At 46.3% G+C, this 22,147-nt stretch carries 14 protein-coding genes; 8 read left to right on the top strand and 6 right to left on the bottom strand.

The window, feature by feature from the left end:
- Position 1 precedes the first annotated feature (1 nt).
- The 3 genes from atpG to RIH33_RS20450 are packed head-to-tail and all read left to right on the top strand — an operon-like array spanning position 2 to position 2,308.
- The gene (gene atpG, locus RIH33_RS20460; RefSeq protein ID WP_406651961.1) at positions 2–895 is read left to right on the top strand and encodes an ATP synthase F1 subunit gamma; all 894 of its coding nucleotides are present in this window, start codon (positions 2–4) and stop codon (positions 893–895) included.
- A gap of 22 nt (positions 896–917) precedes the next feature.
- The gene (locus tag RIH33_RS20455) at positions 918–1,721 is read left to right on the top strand and encodes a hypothetical protein (RefSeq protein WP_406651960.1); all 804 of its coding nucleotides are present in this window, start codon (positions 918–920) and stop codon (positions 1,719–1,721) included.
- On the top strand, positions 1,718–2,308 hold the full coding sequence (locus tag RIH33_RS20450; protein WP_406651958.1) for a class I SAM-dependent methyltransferase: 591 nt from the start codon (positions 1,718–1,720) through the stop codon (positions 2,306–2,308). Before RIH33_RS20455 ends, RIH33_RS20450 begins: the two co-directional genes overlap by 4 nt.
- 7 nt (positions 2,309–2,315) lie before the next feature.
- Here RIH33_RS20450 and RIH33_RS20445 read toward each other — a convergent pair whose 3' ends face one another.
- Both RIH33_RS20445 and RIH33_RS20440 read right to left on the bottom strand, forming a co-directional pair.
- Positions 2,316–3,500 (bottom strand): THUMP-like domain-containing protein, encoded by a 1,185-nt coding sequence (locus RIH33_RS20445; RefSeq protein ID WP_406651957.1) that lies wholly within the window; start codon positions 3,498–3,500, stop codon positions 2,316–2,318.
- A gap of 77 nt (positions 3,501–3,577) precedes the next feature.
- A complete protein-coding gene (locus RIH33_RS20440) occupies positions 3,578–4,570 on the bottom strand; it encodes an aspartate-semialdehyde dehydrogenase (RefSeq protein ID WP_406651955.1) in 993 nt (330 codons plus the stop codon).
- A gap of 75 nt (positions 4,571–4,645) precedes the next feature.
- Between RIH33_RS20440 and RIH33_RS20435 the strand changes: the two genes are divergently transcribed.
- On the top strand, positions 4,646–13,105 hold the full coding sequence (locus RIH33_RS20435; RefSeq protein ID WP_406651954.1) for a lamin tail domain-containing protein: 8,460 nt from the start codon (positions 4,646–4,648) through the stop codon (positions 13,103–13,105).
- A gap of 81 nt (positions 13,106–13,186) precedes the next feature.
- Complete coding sequence (locus RIH33_RS20430) at positions 13,187–13,483, top strand: GNAT family N-acetyltransferase (RefSeq protein WP_406651953.1); 297 nt, start codon at positions 13,187–13,189, stop codon at positions 13,481–13,483.
- Between the two features lie 352 nt (positions 13,484–13,835).
- Here RIH33_RS20430 and RIH33_RS20425 read toward each other — a convergent pair whose 3' ends face one another.
- The 3 genes from RIH33_RS20425 to RIH33_RS20415 form a co-directional block, all read right to left on the bottom strand.
- The gene (locus RIH33_RS20425) at positions 13,836–15,311 is read right to left on the bottom strand and encodes a M28 family peptidase (protein WP_406651951.1); all 1,476 of its coding nucleotides are present in this window, start codon (positions 15,309–15,311) and stop codon (positions 13,836–13,838) included.
- A gap of 90 nt (positions 15,312–15,401) precedes the next feature.
- On the bottom strand, positions 15,402–17,033 hold the full coding sequence (locus RIH33_RS20420) for a hypothetical protein (RefSeq protein WP_406651950.1): 1,632 nt from the start codon (positions 17,031–17,033) through the stop codon (positions 15,402–15,404).
- Positions 17,034–17,080: 47 nt separating this feature from the next.
- Complete coding sequence (locus RIH33_RS20415; RefSeq protein ID WP_406651949.1) at positions 17,081–18,091, bottom strand: isoaspartyl peptidase/L-asparaginase family protein; 1,011 nt, start codon at positions 18,089–18,091, stop codon at positions 17,081–17,083.
- Between the two features lie 69 nt (positions 18,092–18,160).
- On the opposite strand from RIH33_RS20415, the gene RIH33_RS20410 reads away from it, so the two are divergent.
- Genes RIH33_RS20410 through RIH33_RS20400 form a run of 3 tightly spaced genes read left to right on the top strand, consistent with a single transcriptional unit; the run spans position 18,161 to position 19,886 of the window.
- Entirely contained in the window at positions 18,161–18,541 is a 381-nt protein-coding gene (locus RIH33_RS20410) for a TraR/DksA C4-type zinc finger protein (protein WP_159585477.1), read from the top strand.
- Positions 18,541–19,104, top strand: coding sequence for an SMC-Scp complex subunit ScpB (gene scpB, locus RIH33_RS20405; RefSeq protein WP_406651947.1), 564 nt, complete (start codon positions 18,541–18,543; stop codon positions 19,102–19,104). Before RIH33_RS20410 ends, scpB begins: the two co-directional genes overlap by 1 nt.
- Positions 19,101–19,886 carry a pseudouridine synthase gene (locus RIH33_RS20400; protein WP_406651946.1) on the top strand — a complete coding sequence of 262 codons (786 nt, stop codon included), beginning with the start codon at positions 19,101–19,103 and terminating at the stop codon, positions 19,884–19,886. Before scpB ends, RIH33_RS20400 begins: the two co-directional genes overlap by 4 nt.
- Positions 19,887–19,904: 18 nt before the next feature.
- Here RIH33_RS20400 and RIH33_RS20395 read toward each other — a convergent pair whose 3' ends face one another.
- Positions 19,905–22,136, bottom strand: coding sequence for a hypothetical protein (locus RIH33_RS20395; protein ID WP_406651945.1), 2,232 nt, complete (start codon positions 22,134–22,136; stop codon positions 19,905–19,907).
- Between the last annotated feature and the right edge of the window lie 11 nt (positions 22,137–22,147).

Genomic DNA, 22,147 nt, shown 5'->3' with positions numbered 1-22,147 from the left:
AATGGCGAACCTTAAGGAAGTAAAGGGAAGAATTCAGTCGGTCACATCGACACAGCAGATAACCAAGGCGATGAAGATGGTGGCAGCAGCGAAGCTGAGGAGAGCTCAGGATCGGATCACTCAGATGCGACCCTATTCTCAAAAGCTATCTGCCATCATTCAGAATGTATCTGCAGGAGTAGATAGTGATCAGGTGGGTAATCCGTATGCTGAGGCAAAGGAAGTTGGAAAGGTTTTGTTGATAGTAGTAACTTCAGACAGAGGACTTTGTGGTGGTTTCAACAGCAGTATCTTCAAGCATACCAAAACATTGGTAGACAGGGAGTATGCTGATGTGGAAGCGGCAGGTAATCTGATGCTCATGCCGATTGGCAAGAAGGCTTACGACCATTTCAAAAAACGAGGCTACAACATCATTGAGGATTACCACCTCTTATTTTCAAATCTGGATTTTGAGCATGCACTCGAAGCAGCAGAGTATGCGATGAGTGGATTCCTGGATGGAGAATTCGATAAGGTGGAAATTATCTACAATGAGTTTAAAAATGTAGCCACTCAGATTGTAAGAAATGAGCAGTTTTTGCCGGTACAAAACCTTACTGAAGAAGGAGATGCACTCGCTGAAACCGCTGACTATATTTATGAGCCCAATCAGAAGTTTATCTTTTCTGAAATCATACCCAAGTCGTTGAAAATCCAGTTTTATAAGACTTTGCTGGAGTCCAATGCTTCAGAGCAAGGTGCTCGTATGACAGCCATGGGTCAGGCCACAGACAACGCCGGCGAACTACTAAAGGAGCTAAAGTTGACATACAACCGAACGCGTCAGGCAGCCATCACGAAAGAAATTTTGGAAATCGTGGGTGGTGCAGAGGCGCTTGCTCAGGGAAGTTAATCGACATCAAATGATCTGTTAAATGGATCATCTCTATAAATATTTTAGATGGCTCTCATTGGACATAGTTCTGGGAGCCATCTTTTTTTTGTTATACCTGGAGCGATACTACGCGCTTGAGTTTTCAGTGCATGTATATCTTGCCCTCGGATCAGCCATTTGGCTGATCTATACCACTGATCACCTGATAGACGCATGGAAGGTGACAGCCCCGACGAGTGATAGGCACCGATTTCATAAAAAACATTTTTCCAGCCTTGTGCTCGCGGCTGGTTCCATTCTTTCGCTTTCACTGGGTAATATTTACTTTCTGGAAGTGGAGATTATTAGAAATGGAGCCCTGCTTTCAGCGGCTTGTATCCTTTACTTAATGCTGGTCTATTTTTTCAAAGCGCTGTGGGTGAAGGAAATTTTGGTGGCTCTGGCCTATGCGGGGGGAATTTTTTTGGCACCCTTGTCCATCACAGGGATGGAATTTTTGGACTTTATTTTGTGGTTACAACTGGCCGGAATCGCCTTTTTGAATCTCCTCGTATTCTCCTCGTATGATCAGGCATCAGACCGACAGGATGGATTTAATTCTCTGGTGATTCGCCTGGGCAATGGGAAGGCGCAGCATGTAGTTTGGATCACTGGGGTGTCTTTGTTGATAAGTGGAGGATGGATTTACTTCCAAGGGGGTGAGGCCATTCAGCTTTTATTTGTGATGATGACTGTTTTGCTCATTTGGGTGCATGTGTCCCCTGGATATTTCTCCAGATCTGAGCGATTCCGGGTAGTAGGTGATGGTGTTTTTTATTTGTCCGGCTTATTCCTTTTGCTATGAGTTTTGATGGAGTAGCCTGGTTTTATGATTGGCTGGCTACCTTGGTGTTTGGCTCACAATGGAACCAGGTGCAGCAAGCGCCTGCTGAGAACCTAACAGGCAAACGCCGGGTGTTGATTGTGGGTGGGGGTACTGGTATTTTGCTGAATAAAATTCTCGGCGTAGAGAGAATCGTCTTTTTGGAACTCTCTGAGAAAATGATTGCTAAAACCCAAGCGCGATGCCTTCATCCGCAGGTGGATTACGTATATGCTGATTTTTTTCAATGGCAGACAAGTGAGAAATTCGATGCCATAGTCATGCCATTTTTTCTTGATTGCTTTGGTCCTGAGAAATTGGAAATGGCCATTATCAAGGCGCGGGAGCTTTTGGTACAAGATGGGGAACTACATGTCATCGATTTTCAGCCAGCATCCCACTGGAAAAATGCCCAAATCAGGTTAATGTATCTGTTTTTCAGAATTTTTTCAGGGCTGGAGGGAAAGGCATTATTGAATATTGATAGGTTAGTCCGGAAGATTTTCTTTGCTCAGAAGTCCGAAGTTCTCTTCACCAGGGGCTGGATATTTTATAGAGTGTATTCATGAGCGGATCTTACCAGATTCGTTTAGAAACCGCTATTCTTGGCACCTCATGGAGGTCGCGGTAGCCGATCACAAACCAATCACCACCATCCTTCAGTTTGAGTCTCTTTTTGAGTTCCTCTGGTTTAAGGGGATAGTTTTTCGTGACAACATTGGCTTTCATGTCCGGCAAGAGCTTGCGAATCTCTTTTTTACTGACATCTGGCTCCAATACCTCAAAGCCCCTGCCCGGAAAGCCTTCTATCAGTTGTTCTGAGGTATAAAGGTGGGTATTGGGTGCAAGTTTATCCACAGCGTAAATGTCTGCCACTGACTTGAAAGCGCCAGCTTTCAGGATGGAGCTATTAGGATCGTAGAGGTATTTTTTTACTGATGAGAATACTACCTGGAGCTCTTTTTCTCCAGTGAGGGTAAAACTGAAAGCCGGGTGTTCACTCCGGAGATTGACGCACTTGATGAGCGGCTCTGAAATTTCCTTAAAGTCTAAAAGAAAAAGGACTTCCTTGACTTCATTCCTTACACTCACCACATGGATTTGGTGAACATACTGGAGTTGTTTCAGACCCAATGTGATATCGATCATTGGGGCGGCTTTGATCAAAAGGCGCTCAGCTTTGGCCTGAAATAGGGGGAGCATCTCCAGCACGTTTGGCTCACAGTTTTCAAAGTGAAAAACCTGTTTTTTGGACACATCACGGCGGGCAGGGTCAATGAAAAAGTACCCTCTGCCTTGAAAACTGTTCAGATAATCTTCAGCACTGGTATTCACTACTTTGATAGGACTGTTGCCCAGCTGTGGATAGTTGTGTTGGAAAAGGTCACAGAGCCATTCGGAGTGCTCCACATAGACGATTTGTTCAAACTCCCTGCACATGGCAAGGGTGTCAACGCCCATGCCGCCGGTGAGGTCTACCAGCAATTCGCCACTCATCAGAAGGCTTTTATATTGGGCAGTTTCAGGACTGGAGCATTGTTCCAAAGAAAGAGGAGGTGGAAAAATAACACCTTTCTGGTGAGACCACTCTGGAAGCTTGGTTTTGGCCTTTCGTCTGCTGATGATTTGATCCACGACCAACGTCATCTGATTTTTAAACTGTGGGGGTGGGTTCAGGAGTAGCTTTTGCGGGTCCGCATCTTCATTTTCCAGCAAGAAGTGTTGCACTTCTTCCGAACTCAGAAATTCCAAATCACTCATAGGCTTCACCCGATTGAACAAAAAAAGCGGTCTGAAGGTAATCCCCCAGACCGCTAATTTATAGGCTATTCTTTAATTTAAAATACCAGGCTGTTTTCCAGCATAAATTCGGCAATTTGAACGGCATTGGTCGCAGCGCCCTTTCTCAGGTTATCTGCCACTATCCACATGTTCAGTGTCTTTTCCTGTGTTTCGTCTCTTCGGATTCTTCCTACGAACACTTCATCTTTCCCATGTGAATTGATGGGCATAGGGTAGATGTTGTTTTTAGGATCATCCTCCAAAACCACTCCCGGTGCTTTGCTGAGAAGTGACTTCACTTCGGCCACATCAAACTCCTCTTCAAATTCCACATTCACAGACTCTGAGTGGCCACCCATAGTAGGGATACGTACACAGGTAGCTGTCACCTGTACAGTGTTATCACCAAAGATTTTTTTGGTTTCGTTCACCATTTTCATTTCTTCCTTAGTGTAGTCGTTGTCCAAAAACACATCGATGTGAGGAAGCACATTCATGTCAATTTTATATGGATAGACCATTTCTCCGTCTTTGCCGGCGCGCTCATTCATCATCTGATCCACAGCGGCTTTTCCTGTGCCAGTCACAGACTGGTAGGTAGACACCACAATTCTCTTGATCGTATATCGCTCGTGAAGCGGCCCAAGTGCCAGTACCATCTGAATGGTGGAGCAGTTGGGGTTGGCGATGATTCGGTCGTCAATCCTAAGTGTGCCGCCATTAATCTCCGGTACAATGAGTTTTTTGGTAGGATCCATTCTCCATGCAGATGAATTGTCGATTACGATGGTGCCATTTTCCGCAAACTTAGGCGCCCAGGTGATGGACGTACTACCACCTGCAGAAAACAGGGCGACATCCGGTTTCTGGTCCACAGCATCCTGCATAGAAATCACCTTGTAGGTCTTGCCCTTGAAGGTCATCTCTTTACCTACGGAACGCTCCGAAGCAACTAACAACAATTCATCGAACGGCAACTCGCGCTGTTCAATGACCCTCAGCATCTCCTGGCCCACCAGGCCAGTGGCTCCCACTACAGCAATCTTCATAATGATTTTATATTGTATTGAATTATTTCAGGTTATTATTTTCCTATTTTTAACAAACGGCGAATTTAATATAAGATGACATTAAGAACCACTCTTTTACTCATTATCCTCATTAATAGTGTGTACGGATATACTCAGGTGTCGGATAATTTTTCTGACGGTGACTTCACCAGTGACCCAACCTGGAGTGGAGACGATTCCTTTTTTGTAGTGACAGATGACAACCGACTGAACAGCAATGGCCCCAGTGGCGCGGCTAGTGTTCTTCACCTCTCCACGGTCAGTACTGTTATGGGTTATACGGTATGGGAGTTTCTTTTGGATTTAAATTTTAATGGGACTACCTCCAATTTTTTCCGGGTTTACCTCACTTCTGACAAGGTTGACCTGGAGGATAATCCTACAGGGTATTTTATTCAGATGGGACAGACCAGTGCTGATTATATCAAATTATTCAGGAATGATGCCGGCACGGTTCAGGAGATTGCTCAGGGAACCACAGGGTTTTCCAGCACCATTATCGGCGAAGTGAGGCTGCGAGTAATTCGGGACGTACTGGGAAACTGGACCATTTACGCGGATCCGAATGGGGGTTATGATTTCCAACTGGAAGCATCGGTATTTGATAACACTTACACGTCTACCAGTTATTTTGGGGTTTATTTTCAATACAGTACCACTTCCAGGTTTGATGATTTTGGGTTTGACGACCTTGTGATCTCACAATTGGAAATAGATACCCTAGCGGTGCCTTCAGCCACAGAAGTCGTGGTTTATTTTAATCAGCCAATCAGTCAAACGGATGCCGAAACTGCAGGGAGTTATGACTTGCCGGGTTATACTATCACTTCAGCCTCCCAATCAGCGGAAAGTGATTCTGTAGTTACACTCACGCTAGATGGGGGCACCCCATTGGTTACAGGAGATTATACCCTTACGGTATCCTCTGTACTGACCAGGCACAGCGATGCCACTTATGATTTTACTTATACACAACTGCAGTTGCAGTCTGCCCTTACCTTGTCGGAGACGGAGATGCTCCTCACCTTTAATGATGATCTGAGTGAGACTTCTGCTGAGACACTGACCAACTACTCCATTGACAATGGGATCGGACAGCCTGCGGGTGCCAGTTTGAGCGAAGATGCCTCTCAGGTGACACTTACTTTGAGTAACCCTTTGTTTGAAGGAACCACTTTTGAGCTCTCGCTATCTGGCATTGAGAATGAAATAGGGAACAGCATTTTTACCGGGTCTGAGGAGTTCACATTCGTGATCCCTGTTGTGATTGATAGTGCGGCTGCTCAGAGCGAGAGCACGCTTCTGGTGATGTTCAACAAAACTTTGAATGAGACGATTGCAGAAGACGCCCTTAATTATTCGCTGAGCGGTGGATTGGGAAATCCGACAGACGCCGTATGGCAGGATGGAAACCAGTCAGTAGCACTCACATTTTCTCAGGATTTTGCGGATGACAGTTACGTGTTGACTATCAATGATCTGGAAGATTTGGACGGGAATGTAATCGCTGACAACAGCACTGTTGAGTTTGTATACTTTCATTTAGACATTACTTCGGTCACACAGGTGGATGATCAGTCTATACGGATCACGTTTAATCAGGAAGTTGACGAGTCCACAGCAGAGACAGTGGGGAACTATTCTTTGTCTGAACTGGGCTCCCCGATACTTACATCCCACTCCTCAGAAAATTTGTCGGAGGTCACACTCACTTGGGATGAACTCTACAACAGTGTCTACACCCTTTCCATCACGGGGATATCTAACCGGATACAGAATTCCATACCATCTGGGTTGTCTGCCTCCTTTGCGATATCCAAAGCCTCAGACTATCGCCAACTACTCATAACAGAAATCATGGCTGATCCTACCCCGGTCATTGGGTTGCCGGAGGCAGAGTATGTGGAAATTTACAATCCGGGTTCATATAGCATCAATTTGGAGGGGTTTGAGTTGAATGATGAACCATTGGATTTCTTTGTTCTGGCGCCAGGTGCATACGCACTACTTACCGATGACGCTAACCTTGCTGCTTTCGGTCTGGATAACAGCATAGCTATCACCAGCTTTGATGCCCTCACCAACACTGGTGAGACGGTGTACTTGCGGGATCAGTTTGGTAACCTTCTGGATAGTGTCACTTACGCTTTGAGTTGGTACCGAAGCGACACTAAAGATGATGGGGGATATGCATTGGAGCTCATCGACCCGTTACAACCCTGCTCCGATTCAGAAAACTGGATAGCCTCAGTCAACCCGACTGGCGGTACACCCGGTGCGGTAAATTCTGTATTTGATGACCAGGACACCAGCCCTCCACAGCTTCTTTCTGTAACTGCTTTGAGCGATAATCAACTCTCTGTTGTCTTCTCTGAACCCATGGATGAATCCGGCGTTTCCATTGGATCATTTGGTCTGGAGGGGTATACCTTCACCGAGGTGTCGGCAGTCAGTTACAGTTCTTTTTCATTGCTCCTTTCTTCGGATCTGATTTCAGAGCGTTCGTATATCGTCACTGTTTCCAATGTTTCGGACTGTCGCGGAAACGTACTGTCCGATCAGAGTATTACGTTTTATCATGATACCAAAGCACCCCAACTCAGTACCGTGCAGGTATTAACCTCCAATGAGGTGGCGCTGATTTTTTCTGAACCCCTTGATGAAACCATAGCTGAAAATGAGAGCAACTACTCGCTCACGGGCTATCAGGTAGACAAGGCATTGTTGCAGGATACAGCCACTTATCGGGTCCACGTTAGTTTTGATGAAGCGTTTGAGGAGGAAACAAGCTATTCTCTCTCCTATAGCCTCCTGGAGGATACGCTTGGAAATGCCATGGTCACGGCCAATGCCTTGTTTGAATACCTGGACCAAATAGATACTGCCTATGTGGTTGCCCCCAACCTGCTGGCGTTGAGGTTTTCTGAAGCACTCGAAAGCACGTCAGCCACCAATTCTGTCAATTACCTGCTGGAGGACACAAAAAGCCGGCCTATAGAAATCGCACTTAGTGAGTCTGATCCGGAACTGGTTCATCTCGCTTTTGCGGCAAATTTCGCTGAGAATAAGAATTTGAGAATTTTCGTTTCAAACCTCAAAAAATCAGCGGACAATAGTTTCTTAACTACTCCTGCCTATACCTTTAAATATGACACCAAAGCGGCAACCATTGCTGAGCTGCTGGTGAAAAATGATTCGCAGTTGGTGGTTACCTGGAGCGAGCCCATGGAGGCACAAACCACCACTACGTCTTCGTATTATGAATTGGAAGATGACGAACAGCCCATTGAAATCATTCGATTGAGCGAAACGGAGTATGAGCTCACTTTTGCGCATCCATTTGAAATTGAAGTGGAAAAACGCCTATCGGCAAAAGGAATGAAAGATCGCTACGGGGTGGAAGTTACCACCACCCGGAATGTGGATTTTACCTATGACCCACGCCCTCCTTCTATCAATGAGGTGAGACTCATTGATCCTGAGAGATTGAAAATTTCTTTTTCTGAAAAAGTGTCTTTGGGCTCTGCGACCTCACTAACGAACTATACCATGGAAGGAGAAAACCCTCTGGCCGCGGAACTCTTAGGTCCGGATTCAGCGAAGGTGGTTCTGACTTTTTCTTCTATTGAGAGTAAACCAGAGGGACAGTTGATCGCTATTGGCCTATCAGATCAGGTGGGGAACATTTCTGATGCTGACACTATTTTGGTCAATACTCAGAATCCTAATATGGTGAGTGTTATCCCGGAAACGGATTCATCTTTTTTATTGACGTATAGTCACCCCATGAATGCAGTGGCCTTCGATAAGGCTAGCTATTCGCTGGATGGTTTTACCATTGCTGAAGTGAGTCAGGAGGATGACTACAGCGCCATGTTCACAGTTGATGAGAAATTCGAAGAGGGGGATAGCCTGAAACTGAATGGAGATGGGATTGTTGGATCTAACGGCGAGTTAGTGCAGAATCCATTCATTTCCACCCGATTCACTACTTATTTTGAGGACTATGAATTACTGGATGGGCAAACCCTGTGGTTAAGATTTGATACGGAGTTTTCTTCTTTGAGTAAAACGGCCTTTACAATAGAAGGGAATAACATTGGTCTGGTAAATATCGATCCGGAGGAAATGGGCTCTGTACAGGTATTACTGTCTTCCCCTTTAGAAGCCAATGTGCCATTTGTGCTGGGGTGGGAGGGTATTTCTGATCGTTTCGGTAGACCATTCCCTGATTATGCAGTGCAAATAACAAGAGATACCCAAAAACCTGAGGTCAGCGGTTTGGAAAGTGAGTATTTGGGAAAATTGTCCCTGACTTTTAGCGAACCCATGAATGAGTCTTCCCTTAAGGCCATCAGCAATTATCGGGTGTTGAGCAAAGGTCACCCCGTTGGCATTACTGTTACCAATCATACCAGCATCATACTTGATTTCGACAATAGCCTGGAGGTGGGAGGTGATTATGATCTTTTGATCAGTCCGATCTCAGATGTGGCAGGTAATTACAGTATACAGGATACTGTTGGGTTCACCTACCAGCCTCCCGCATTTCCGGCATTTGGCGATATTGTGATCAATGAGCTAATGATTGACCCAAGCCCGGCCATTGGTCTTCCTGAGGTCGAGTATATAGAGCTTTTCAATGCCAGCAATCAGGCCTATGACCTTAGAGGGTTGAAAATTGGCGATCCATCAGTAGAAACGACCCTTCCGATGTATATCCTTAACCCGGAAAGTTATGTGCTGATTGTGGCAACTTCCAGTAAGTCAATGTTTTCAGGATCGAATACTTTAGGGATATCGGGTTTTCCATCTTTGGGTAATACCGGTGATCAGGTATTACTGAAAACCATTTTTGGGGACCTGGTAGATGATGTGACCTATGAAACCACGTGGTATGGAGATTCGCAGAAAGATGATGGAGGATATAGCCTTGAGCGCATCGATCCCTGGGGGGAGTGTCCACAGGAGATCAACTGGCAGGCCTCTACTGACCCACTTGGAGGAAGCCCGGGGGAGGAAAATGCTGTCTATCGGACAGGCCCGGATGGAGACTTTCCGATGACTGAAGGTATTCAGGCACTTTCTACCAGCCAGTTTAAAATCGTCTTCAATGAGGCGATGGATAGCTCTTCCCTACTTACCATGATTATCACGATGGAAAATTTTGAAATCGAAGAAAGAACTGTAGGTGGTGACTACTTCACAGAACTGACATTCTCATTGGCCACTCCTGTCACCTTGGGTGAAACCTATGAGATAGCGTTAAGTGGCGCTTTGGATTGTAGTGGTAACCTGATGGAGCCAGAGACTATTGAAGTGGGATTTGGAAAGACCCCTGGTCCCGGGGACCTAATCATTACCGAAATAATGGCCGATCCTGATCCGGTGGTGGGCTTGCCCAACAGCGAGTTTATAGAAGTTCATAATGCCACTGACGAACTCATCAGCCTGAGTGGGGTGCGTCTTCGGGATGTCACCAGCTCCACTACCTTACCGGATATAAATGTACCCGGAGGTACTTACTTTATACTTTGTCCGTCTACACAGGTGGCGGCATTTTCCACTTATGGCCTCACTGTCGGAGTGACCAGCTGGCCGTCACTTAATAACACAGGTGAGACTCTTTCGCTTTTTAAAGAGGTGACCATAGAGGCGGTGACCTATTCAGACGATTGGTATGTCAGTTCAGAGAAGTCGGATGGTGGTTACTCATTGGAAATCATCAATCCCTTTGGGGTGTGCCCGGGAGGTGCCAACTGGTCAGAAACGATGGACACCAGTGGAGGAACGCCCGGTAGACAAAACTCAGTCTATAGCCTGGATCCGGACAGTGAGGTACCAACGCTTAAGTCATACAGTACACCTGACGACCAAACGCTTCGCTTCACCTTCAGTGAGCAAATGGACAGTTCTTCACTGATGAGTGCCTCTGTTGAAGGGGTGGATATCTTGGTGAGGGCTGTGACCACCACGGATTTTGATGAGTTAGAAATCACATTGTCGGATCCATTGCCACGGGGTACACTTGTGGAGATCTCCATCTCCGGTGCATCGGATTGCAGTGGCAATCTGATGGAGCAAGAGACGATAGAAGTGGGCTTTGGAAAGGCCCCTGGTCCCGGGGATCTAATCATTACCGAAATAATGGCCGATCCTGATCCGGTGGTGGGCTTGCCCAACAGCGAGTTTATAGAAGTTCATAATACCACTGACGAGCTCATCAGCCTGAGTGGGGTGCGTCTCCGGGACGCCACCAGCTCCACTACCTTACCGGATGTAAATGTACCCGGAGGCACTTACTTTATTCTGTGCCCTGTTGCTCAAGTAGAAGCGTTTTCATCTTACGGGATGACTGTTGGAGTGACCAGCTGGCCATCACTCAATAATACAGGTGAGGAGCTTTCACTTTTTGGTGATGGAGTCATCAACGCAGTGACCTATTCCAATGATTGGTATAGCAGTTCGGAGAAATCGGATGGTGGTTACTCTTTGGAGATGATCAATCCAACAGGCTCTTGTCCTGGAGGCGCCAACTGGTCAGACACCGAAGATCCTAGCGGAGGGACACCGGGCAGACAAAACTCTGTCTACAGCGTGGAACCGGACAAGGAGGCACCAAAAGTGATTTCATTGGAGGTGTTGGATGAAACAACCATCCAATTCACCTTTAGTGAGTCAATGGATAGTACTTCTCTCCTTGGGGCTGATATCACCGGCTTATCGGTTTCTGAAAAGTGGGTGGTGGATCAGGAGTTTACCGTGCTCGACGTGAGGCTCACCAACCCTTTACCGAAAGGTGTAAGCATAGATGTTGTGCTTTCTGGTGTATCTGATTGCTCAGGTAATCCGTTGATTTCCCAAACCTTCATTGTTGGGTTGGGTGATGTCCCGGGCTTCAATGAGCTTTTGATCTCTGAGATCATGGCAGACCCGGAGCCTGTGGCGGGGTTACCTAATTCGGAGTATTTCGAGTTGTATAACGCCTCTGACAGGTTGCTTACTTTGAAAAATGTGGAGCTTCATGACGCGACTAATGTAGTGACCCTTCCTGCTGTGGTGATCCCATCCGGAGCCTATTGGTTCTTCACGCCCTCATCTTCTCTGGGTCTTTATGGGGAAGTTACCAATCAATCTGCCGTAAGCGGATGGGCGACTCTCAACAATACAGGGGAGCCATTGTCGCTTTGGTACGGTGGACACCTTGTTTTTCAGATTACCTACAGTGACGACTGGCATGATAGCAATGAGAAGTCGGAAGGTGGCTTTAGCCTGGAAATGAAAGACCTATCCAATCCGTGCGGAGGTGCACTCAATTGGGGGAGCAGCGTTGCGGCTGCTGGAGGTACACCCGGAATGCCTAATTCAAATACTGCGAGTGTGCCAGACAACTTTGGACCCAATTTGCTCCATGCTTATGCAATTGCACCTGACACGGCCCTTTTTATTTTTGACGAAGCATTGGCTACAGACCTCAGTGAAGAGATTGAAATTTTGCTTGATCCGGAAATCTCCTTTGGTGCCATCTATATGAATTCAGCCAGGAAGGAAGTAAAGGTGGCGCTCAATACTGAGCTTATCGTAAACCAACCGTATGCTGTAACAGTGACTGGAGTGACAGACTGCAATGGAAATAGGATCAGGAAAAACACTGCTACCCTTATTTTGGCGGATGAGGCAATCGCCGATGAGTTGATTTTGAATGAAATCCTATTTGATCCCAGGTCCGAGGGAGTAGATTTTGTGGAGGTGTATAATCGTTCGGAAAAATACATTGACCTGCAGGGCTGGGGCATTGGCAGATTGACAGAAGCGCTGCAGATGAAGTGGATCAGTCAACCATATATTTTGAAGCCTGAAGGTTTTGTAGCCATCACTACGGATTCTGTGATTGTGAAAAATCAGTACCCAAAGGGGGTGAATAAGCAATTTCTTCAGATTAGCTCCTTGCCTACATTGCCTAATGATGCCGGTACAGTGGTGCTTTCGAATCCCGCCAGAGAAATTGTTGATCAGTTTTCCTATGAGGAGGATTTTCACTTGAGTTTTTTGGAGAGCGTGGACGGGGTATCGCTGGAGCGAATCTCTGCGGAGGGGCTCACTCAGGATGCTAACAACTGGACTTCAGCTTCATCAGCTTCAGGGTACGCTACACCCGGGTATATCAACTCTCAGGACTTTGAGGCACAGACATCCAGTGCAAAAGTGAATATAGATCCCAAGGTATTTGTGCCGGGCAGTTCTAATCCCGCACACCAGTCTTTCACCACCATCAATTACCAGTTTGATCAGGGTGGACAGTTTGCGAATATTACAGTTTACAATCAAATGGGACAACCGGTGGCAGAGCTGGCGAAGGGAGCCTCATTAGGTACCTCGGGCTTTATGCGGTGGGATGGTACCACAAATGCCGGGGACCGTGTGCGGATGGGTTATTATGTAGTCTTTTTTGAATTGTACGATGGCAGGGGCAATAAGCAGATACTTAAGGAAACTGTGGTGGTAGGTAGGTAATTATACTGAATGTTCCAGTGTAACGTGTTTTAAATGACCCATTTGTGAACAATAAACCCCTCGTTTCGTTGTTGTCCTACTATGAGTACAGTAACAGCAAGTCATTTAAGAATCGTACACGATCTTTTTCATAAACTTTTCTATATCAAATTAAGAAATAGTAACGCGGAACTGAGGTATGTGCGCCATGCCGATCAATACCTTGATTTTACGGCCACCTCAGTACCCAGGGAATTTAGAAACCTGGGAATCGCTGGTCAGCTCGTGGAGGCCGGATTGACATTCGCGCGCGAGCAAAACATGAAGGTAAAAACTACTTGTTCGTATGCCGCAGACTATGTGAAAAGACATCCGGAGTATCAGGATTTAATTATTTAAAATTCTTTTTTGGAAAGTGCTTTTAATTCCCAAACAGAACATTAGATTTGGCACTTGAGGATTTAAAGCCGAGGGTCACTATGTTTAACCGCATTATGTTTCAAACCCCTCGGCTTTTTCTATGCCCTATAGTCTGGCTTTCCGGCCACTCCCCCACTGAATAAGGGATGTCCTACTGATCGGTGTTCTAATTCCTGATAGCACAAGGCGTGCTTGCTGGAGCCGAGGGAGTCTGTATATTCAGCATTATGTTTCAAAGCCCTCGGCTTTTTTCTGTTCCGTGTTCTGATATCAAGGCACAAAAAAGGCCATTCCACATCCGTAGAATGACCTTCTCTGGTGTCTGTGAGGACTATTTGTATAGCTCCTTACCCACTTCATAATATTTGTCACCCTCTCTCCAAAACGGAGTTTCTTTCATGTTTCCAATGCTTCGGCCTGCGAAAACATAAGCTCTGTAGAAAGTGTAGAGGTAATCCATATCGATGGTTTCAAATTCGTCAGAAGGCTGATGATAAGTTCTCAGCACCTGCTCGTCGAAAGCATCCACTCCCATGCCGAAACTTGGCGCAGGGATTCCTTTTTTGGCAAAACTGACATTATCCGATCGGTCAAAAAGCCCTTGTTCTTTGTAGTTGGCATCGTCCCCGGCGGTGAGGCCATAGGCCTCTATGGCCGTTACCAGCAGGTCCTCAGCGGTGGTCCTGTCCAGCCCGATCACTGTGGCCATGGAGGTGTTATTGTACCCGCCATTATCACTATTGAAACAAAAAACAATGTCACTGAGCGGAAGAGGGCTGTGATCAACAAACCACTGACTCCCTAGTAATCCCTTTTCTTCCCCACAAAACATCACAAAGAGTGAGGATCGTTTGGTCGGGTACATCGCCAGATTTTTGGCGGCTTCCAGTACAGTTACAGTGCCCACGGCATTGTCTCGTGTTCCGTTGTAAATGTGGTCCCCTGTGCTGTCGGCTCTTCCCACACCCACGTGATCGTAATGAGCGCTGAAGGTGACATAGTCTTTTTTGAGCGCGGGATCTGTGCCTTCTACATACCCCACTACATTTTGTGATACAAAGCGATCCACTCCAGCGCCGGTCATTTTGATGTCTAGTTTCGAGGTATTGGCAAACGAGGGGGAAGCCTCTCTATTGGCATTGTTTAGCCAGATACCTGCGAACTCATCGCGCTCCTCCTCTATACCATCATCCAGAATGACCTGATCACGGCTCAGATAATTGACCAGCAACTGCCATGGGATTTGGGGTGAATTGTATAGCTCTATGAGTCCCACAGCACCGGCCGCCTCGGCGTTGGTTCTTTTCTCTTTGGCCATAGCAAACCAGGCACGCGGGCTTTGCTCTTCCCCGTCTCCGGTATTGGCTACTACCAGCTTTCCTTTTACATCAGTATTGTCAAGTTCTTCTTTGGAGGCGTACTCCAGAAAAGCGATCTCTCCGTTCCATTCCAGATCACCACCGCTAATCAGCAGATAGTCTACTCCAATGGTGTATGTAGCCGAATCCAGCGTGATGATGCCAGTCTTAGGTTTTTTGATTTTTTTCATGGAAACCGGCTGAAAATAATCGGGATATTCTTCAAACGGCTTTACACCATATAGCTCCAGTTGAGTTCTGAGGTACTCCGCAGCGATGTCCAACTCAGGAGAGGGTGTATCTCTTCCTCTCAGGGCGTCAGAAGACATAAACTTCAGGTGGGCCTGGATGCTGGCTTTACTCACCGTTTTATCAGTGATTTTTTTGTCTTTCTGACCAAAGGCCAGACTGCAGGACAAGAGGGCGATCAGGTATACAACTTTTCTCATAAGTGGATGCTTTGCGATTAAAATGATGAGTGCTCAATTTAGAAGAACGGATATTCTTCCGCAAGGAGTTTTTATGTCAATGGTCTTTCCTTAGTCGTCAAGGAGATATTTTGGCTCTGAACCGGGGGTAGTGAAATCAGGGTTGGTGTAGAATGGCATAGTGATATCCATAAGGGCTACCCTCAGACTATTCCAAAGCATGTTAAAGAACCCTTTGTTTTGATACCTGATAAAATAGATTTCTCCTTCCTGATAGCCAAGGGTGTCGTCTATATGATTATTGCTGTTGAGGATCATGTTGCCAAACATGCTTTTTAACCAGACCTTGTCCCTGTTTTGATCATATACATTCACTTTGAGGTCTGAATACTCCATGATTACCTTGCCTTTGGATGCGTATTCATCACCCTGAAAATCAAAGGTCATGCCATGCAGATGGCCAGAAGCCTCCACCCCTGTGAGAGGAGCGAGGGTTTGATTAATGTAAGTGATCGGCATGGCTCCGAGTGTCCCCGATACCGAAAACTCCTGACGTTTTGAGCTCATATCCAGCAGTATGGTAGTCTTGAGTTTTCCCTGGCCCATAAAATCAGATTGAATGTCCAAAGTAGTAATGGCCTGCTTTTGTATTTCTTCAGGGTCATTGGTCAGATGGTAGCCCGACATATAGAGCTTCTCAAAGTAGAGCTTACCCGCACGAGGGAACACCACTGGAAGTTGCTCATACTGAATATAGCTGTCTGTGAGTCGAAGGGTATCCAGTGTAAAAATGAATGGAAGCTTGTTCAGGAACCCCGCCAGGAGTGGTCGTGTCTCCGGTGGTTTTGCTGGTGGGGTTTTGTCTTTGAATACATTCATCTGAAGTCTATCCAGGAGCGTACTCTCAGCACTGAGTTTTAAGGTTCTGTTTTCCATAAAATCCCAAAGCAGTTTTTTCCCTGAAAGTCTCTTAACTATGAGATCAATCCTAGCTTTCTCATAGGGATGATTCTGCACGAAAGCAGGTCTGGAATCCACAGGCTTCAGGTGGAGATTTTCAATGGAGAATGAAGTATCACGGATTTGCAGAGACTCGCCCGAAAGCGTATAGTCGTCCCCTGCTTTGATGTAGAGTTGGCCTACCTTTGTCTCAGATTTATCAAAATCAAGCGGGAAGATGTTATGAACAGTGCTGGTATCTACGAAAATGCCATAGGCAGACAGATGAATATCTTTCATGCTCATGAGCGTGTCGTAACTCCCTTTTTTCCTGACCACCAGGCTGCCTGCACTGATATCGAAATGTTGCACTTCTATCCGGTTAAAAATATCCCGGACGAAGAGGTTAATTTCCTTTTTTTCTGTTTTCGAAGCCTTGAGTTCGGGCAGTACGATTCCCAGCAGAAGACTGTCTATACTCAGTTTGTCTACCTTGATTTTTCGGCTGAGGAGGAGGTTCCAAAGGCTAAATCCATGAATAGAGATTTGGCTGGCTTCAGATCGAATGTTGAGGTTAGCCTGATTCTCAGCACTGTCTACCTGCACCCTGGGTTTTTTGAATGAAATTTCCCCATTGAGAATACTCAGCGATACACTTTCATATGTGACCTGCTCACCCAGGAGTTTTGGGAGTTCTCTTTTGGCAATGGTATCTACCAAAAGACCTATGCAGCCCACAAGTGCCAAAACGCCCAAAATGAGGAAGATTCTTTTAGTATTCAGCGAAGAAATGGTCTTGGGCATAGGGGGTAACTGAAATCAGCGTGTGAAGTTAGATGGGTGGATCGGGCTTACTCACCCTGAAATATTTTGATCATGGTTTCTCCTCCCTCTTTTCGATAGGCCCTGTACATCCCGCTGGTGTTAAATGGCATGGCCACATTGCCGTATCGATCCATCGCAATCATACCGCCCAGGGCATCCATTTTGGTGATTTTGTCCATCACTGTTTGGGCAGCTTCTTCCACAGAAAAATTCTTATACTCCATCAGCGCTGATACATCATGGGCTGCAGCCGTACGAATATAGTATTCTCCATGTCCGGTGCCGGAAAACCCACAGGTATTGTTGTTGGCATAGGTGCCGGCTCCTATGACTGGGGAGTCACCGATGCGGCCCCACTTTTTATTGGTCATTCCTCCTGTGGAGGTGGCTGCACAGATATTTCCCTGCCGGTCTACTGCCACGGCCCCTACCGTACCAAATTCTTTTTCCACTTTTTTTACAACCCTTTCCAGCTGGGCCTTGCGGGGATCTGTGCTGAAGTAGCTGGGATCTACCAGCTCCAGGCCACGTTCCCCGGCGAATTGCTCTGCTCCTTCCCGTGCCAGCATCACATGCGGTGAATTGACCATGACCTGATAAGCCGCAAGGATTGGATTTTTAACTGTTTTCACGCCTGCCACAGCCCCGGCATTCAGGTCATCCCCACGCATGATACTCGCATCCAACTCGTTTTCTCCAGTGGCGGTAAAGACCGCACCCACTCCCGCATTGAAGAGCGGTGAGTTTTCCATGATGACAATGGCAGCCTGAATGGCGTCACAACTTGAGCCCCCATCCTCCAGAATGGTGTAGGCCGACTGAAGCGCCTCATCGAGTTTGGTTCGGTAGGCCACTTCTGTTACAGAATCCATATTTTCTCGGCTCACAGTACCCGCACCACCATGGATGACAACTGCAATTTTGCGTTCAACGGGGGTATCAGGGGCGTTTTCCGGGGGTGTGGTGTTACATCCAGAGAGACAGGCTACTACGATCAGAAGAAAAAGGTTCGATTTGCAATTGACGAGAGAGTTCATAATTTTTTATCTACTTTGGTTGTGTTACTTTAGCGCTTATTTTTAGGTAAAATAAACAGAATTGAAGATATGGCTGAGAAGACGAAATATTCAGAAGACGAGTTAAAGGAATTCGAAGAGTTGATTCATCAGAAGCTGGCAAAAGCGAGAGAGGAGCTGAACATTTTGAAAGGTTCTTTGACACGAGATACCGATGAGGGCACGGATGCCACACATGGTGCTGTGAAAACCCTGGAGGATGGTGCAGATACGGCGGAGAAAGAACAGTTAAGTACATTGGCCGGACGTCAGCAGAAGTTTATTAATAACCTCGAAAATGCCCTGATCAGGATCAAAAACGGGACCTATGGCGTTTGTGTGGATACGGGTAAGCTGATCAGCAAAGAGCGTTTGAGAGCGGTGCCACACACCATGCATTCTATAGAAGCAAAGCTGAATGTGAAGAAGTAATGGACTATCTCGCCAATCATATTGAGGCACTGGTCTTTTGCTCCCCTAAACCGATTACCGAAGATGAGATTCAGGCTTGTCTGAAGGAAATGTTTGAGGCAGATGTGCTGATGGAGGACATCAGTGGTGGGATAGCGAAGCTCAGTGAAAAATATGAAGATGAGCAGTTTTCTTTTGGTTTGGTCCAAAGTGGCGGAGGTTATCAGTTTTTGACTAAGCCCGCCTATCAGGCCAGCATTAGTATTTTACTCAAGCAGCAATCGAAGCGGCGACTCTCCAATTCAGCCATGGAAACACTCGCCATCATTGCATATAAGCAGCCAGTCACCAAGACGGAAATCGAGCAAATCCGTGGAGTAAACTGTGATTATGCAGTCAATAAATTGCTGGAAAAGGAACTTATTGAAATTAAAGGCAAGGCTGATACCATAGGTCGTCCAATGCTGTATGGTACCAACAATAAGTTTATGGACTACTTCGGCATTAACTCACTCAGGGACCTGCCCACACCGAAGGATTTTGTGCAGGAGGAAAACACTATAGGGAAGGAAGAAGAAGCATGAAAGGGAAAAAGCCAATTAAGCCAAAGACTGGAGCGCCAGTGAAGAAAGAAGCCGGAGCTCCGGTAGAGATACGCCTGAACAAATACATCGCCAATGCAGGGGTATGCTCACGACGAGAGGCAGATCAGTTGATAGCCGACGGCAAAGTGAAAGTGAATGGCGAAGTGGTGACCGAACTGGGTCGGAAAGTATTGTCTACCGACAAGGTAGTCTATGGAGGTAAAACCCTAAAGACGGAAAAGCTGCAGTATATCTTGCTGAACAAGCCCAACGATTACATCACTACGGTCACGGATACTCACGACAGAAAAACAGTTATGAGTTTACTAAAAGGAGCCTGCGATGAGCGCATTTATCCGGTAGGGAGACTGGACAGAGCCACTACAGGGCTGTTACTGTTTACCAATGATGGTGACCTGGCCAAGAAGCTCACACACCCCTCCTACAAAATCAAAAAGATATATCAGGTTACCCTGGACAAACCCATTACCAATCAGGATTTTGATGACATCCTCAAAGGGGTGAAGCTGGAAGATGGGCTGGCTGTGCCTGATGAAATGGCAGTGGTTACCGATGACCGCATGGTGTTGGGGATAGAAATTCACATTGGTAAAAACCGCATTGTGAGGAGAATCTTTGAGCACATGGGCTATAAAGTAGTGAAGCTGGATCGGGTAATGTTTGGTACACTGACCAAGAAGAACCTGACCCGCGGGAAATATCGCCACCTCGATCCCAGAGAAGTGGTGCAGCTCAAAAATCTTTCGGGCGGCAGAAAATAGTGAAAGGGCTCTACCCCCTTATTTGAGGGTAGAGGCCAGTATTTCCAAATCTTTATTCATGATGACGTGCACGGCACTTTCGGGCTTGGCGTCCAACATTACTGTTTTGGTATAAGGGCCCATAGACCCAAAGAAGTTGATGCAGTCATCGCTCACTTTATAAGTTTTGTTGGCAAAGTAAGATGACGAATAGTCGATGGTTTTGAGGTCCAGTAGCTCGCCGGTCAAATTGATTTTCATGGCAAAGGCCTTAGTATCGGTGTTATTTTTTCCTGCTCTGCTCACCCGCCCATCGAGGCCTTTGATTTCGTTGTAGTTGCCCACGATGATATAAGCCTGATCCACACTCACTACATCTGCTATATCTCCTTTGTAGGACATTCGTTGCTGCCATTGCAGGTCTCCGTAGATGTTGTAGTTGGCCATGATCATCTCCGATTCCACCAGAGGATCATCGAGGTAGTCGTTTCCTTTATAGGTTACAAAAAGCGTGTTGGTGCGCTCATTGTACGAAATAGTTCGTGGAAACTGATTGAGAAGGAGTCTACGGCTATGGGTAACCACTCCTTTTTCATCCAACATGAGCAGGTGATTGATCCTGGTACCGTTGGTATCCGCCCCGTTCAGGATCACAGCCAAGCCTCCCGGCACACTTTGTATAGCGCCTATTCGTGTGTTGGCATCAAACCCGGCAGAGCTGTCAACCATCAGCAGGTAGTCATTGTACCAGCCTACGGTCTGCTCCTTGGTAATACCTGCCACAAAAGCCTGGGTTTTATTTTCCTTCGTGTTTTTGAAAATTCCCCCTATGAAAGCAGAACCATCGAAATTCTCTATGCGATGCGAGGTGACAGGGGCTGGAGTAAGAAGATCATTATCCACCGGAACGCTTCTGAACAGTGGGATGTCCAATTTTTTGTGCTTCACTTTTTTAATCACCGAATCGGTTTTCAACATGGCATAGAGCTCGTTTTGGATATTGGCCACATAGCTGCTTACATCGTTTTTATTATTTTGACGCTCCGTGGTAATGAGCTCAGTTATCCCGGAAGGGCCATTATAGTTGGTCTTAATAAAGTCGGAGTATTTACTCAGAGAAGCCGCTGTGTTGGTCCTTCTGATATCACTCAGCACACTGTCTGCCTCTTTGATACGGTTCACCATTTGGCCGTACAGATACAGCTTACGTTCTACATCCACTTCCGTGTCCGCACCCAGTTTTTCGCTGAGTAGCTGCTGATAGATGAGGTCATGTTTCTTTTCCTTGAAGATAAAGATGGGCTCTATGACCGATGAAAGGTCATATTTCCTAAGGGTAAAGAGCACCTCTTTTGACACCTTCAGGGGCTCAAATTCCTCATTGACAAAGTCCGGTTTGGCTTCCTCAATTCGTTTGTTGAGCCGAAGGTTCTCTGCCATAAGGTCTTCCCTGAGTTTGTCTACTTCGGCATGAATTATTTCCCGTGTGGTATCTACCCACGAGGCATAGTCCCACACCTGAATTTTAGGCTGAAGAAAGTTGATTTTAGACTCCAGGCCATCCAGTCTGTATACTTTGATGGGTTTGGTGGTCATGGTCTGATTATAGCCCACATCAAAGCTGGCAGTGGCCGCTTTGTACTCCTCCCAGTACTGCAGACACTCCAGATAGTCCTCTTTGATTTCACCAAAAGTTTTATCTACGTCAGCATCATAGAGAAGATAAAGATCTTTGAAGGTGGGGTATTTGCCCAGGATTCCGGTAAAGGCTTTATGCGCCCGGTCATAGCTACTGAAGCTTCGGGTAAATTTGTCATAGATGATTGGCACATTGTCAATGAACGACTGTAGCTCCACTTTCATGGTGGCCATATGGTTACTGATGGTATCAAAACCTACAGTAACCCTTCCTTTGTCATCCAGTGAGCCAAAGTTGAAAAAATACTCCTGGTTCTTACGCACGTCCTTTTCACTGATAAACTGCTCAGTGCGCTGATAGGCTTTGAGTGCTTCTCTGGCATTACCTACTTTATAGGCAAAATCTTTGATGGGATCACTTTCTCTGTACCTTTTCTCATAGATCACCGCCATCTGCAGATAGATGCTTGAGTTATCGGGTTCTTCAGCCAAATAGATTTTCAGCTGAGCAAGTGCTCCGCTGGGTGGGAGGGCCAGAATTCGGGGAAGTACTTCTTCGTATTTCTCCAGTTTTTGTGAAAGGCCGGGAAGGGCGGCACCTGCTAGGAAGAGGATGAATGCTAATTTTTTCATGGTCATTCTCA

The organism is Marinoscillum sp. (genome assembly GCF_040222955.1).
Taxonomy (GTDB): domain Bacteria; phylum Bacteroidota; class Bacteroidia; order Cytophagales; family Cyclobacteriaceae; genus Marinoscillum.
Note: the sequence above shows the minus strand (reverse complement) of the source record. Positions and strands in the feature narration are given on the sequence as shown.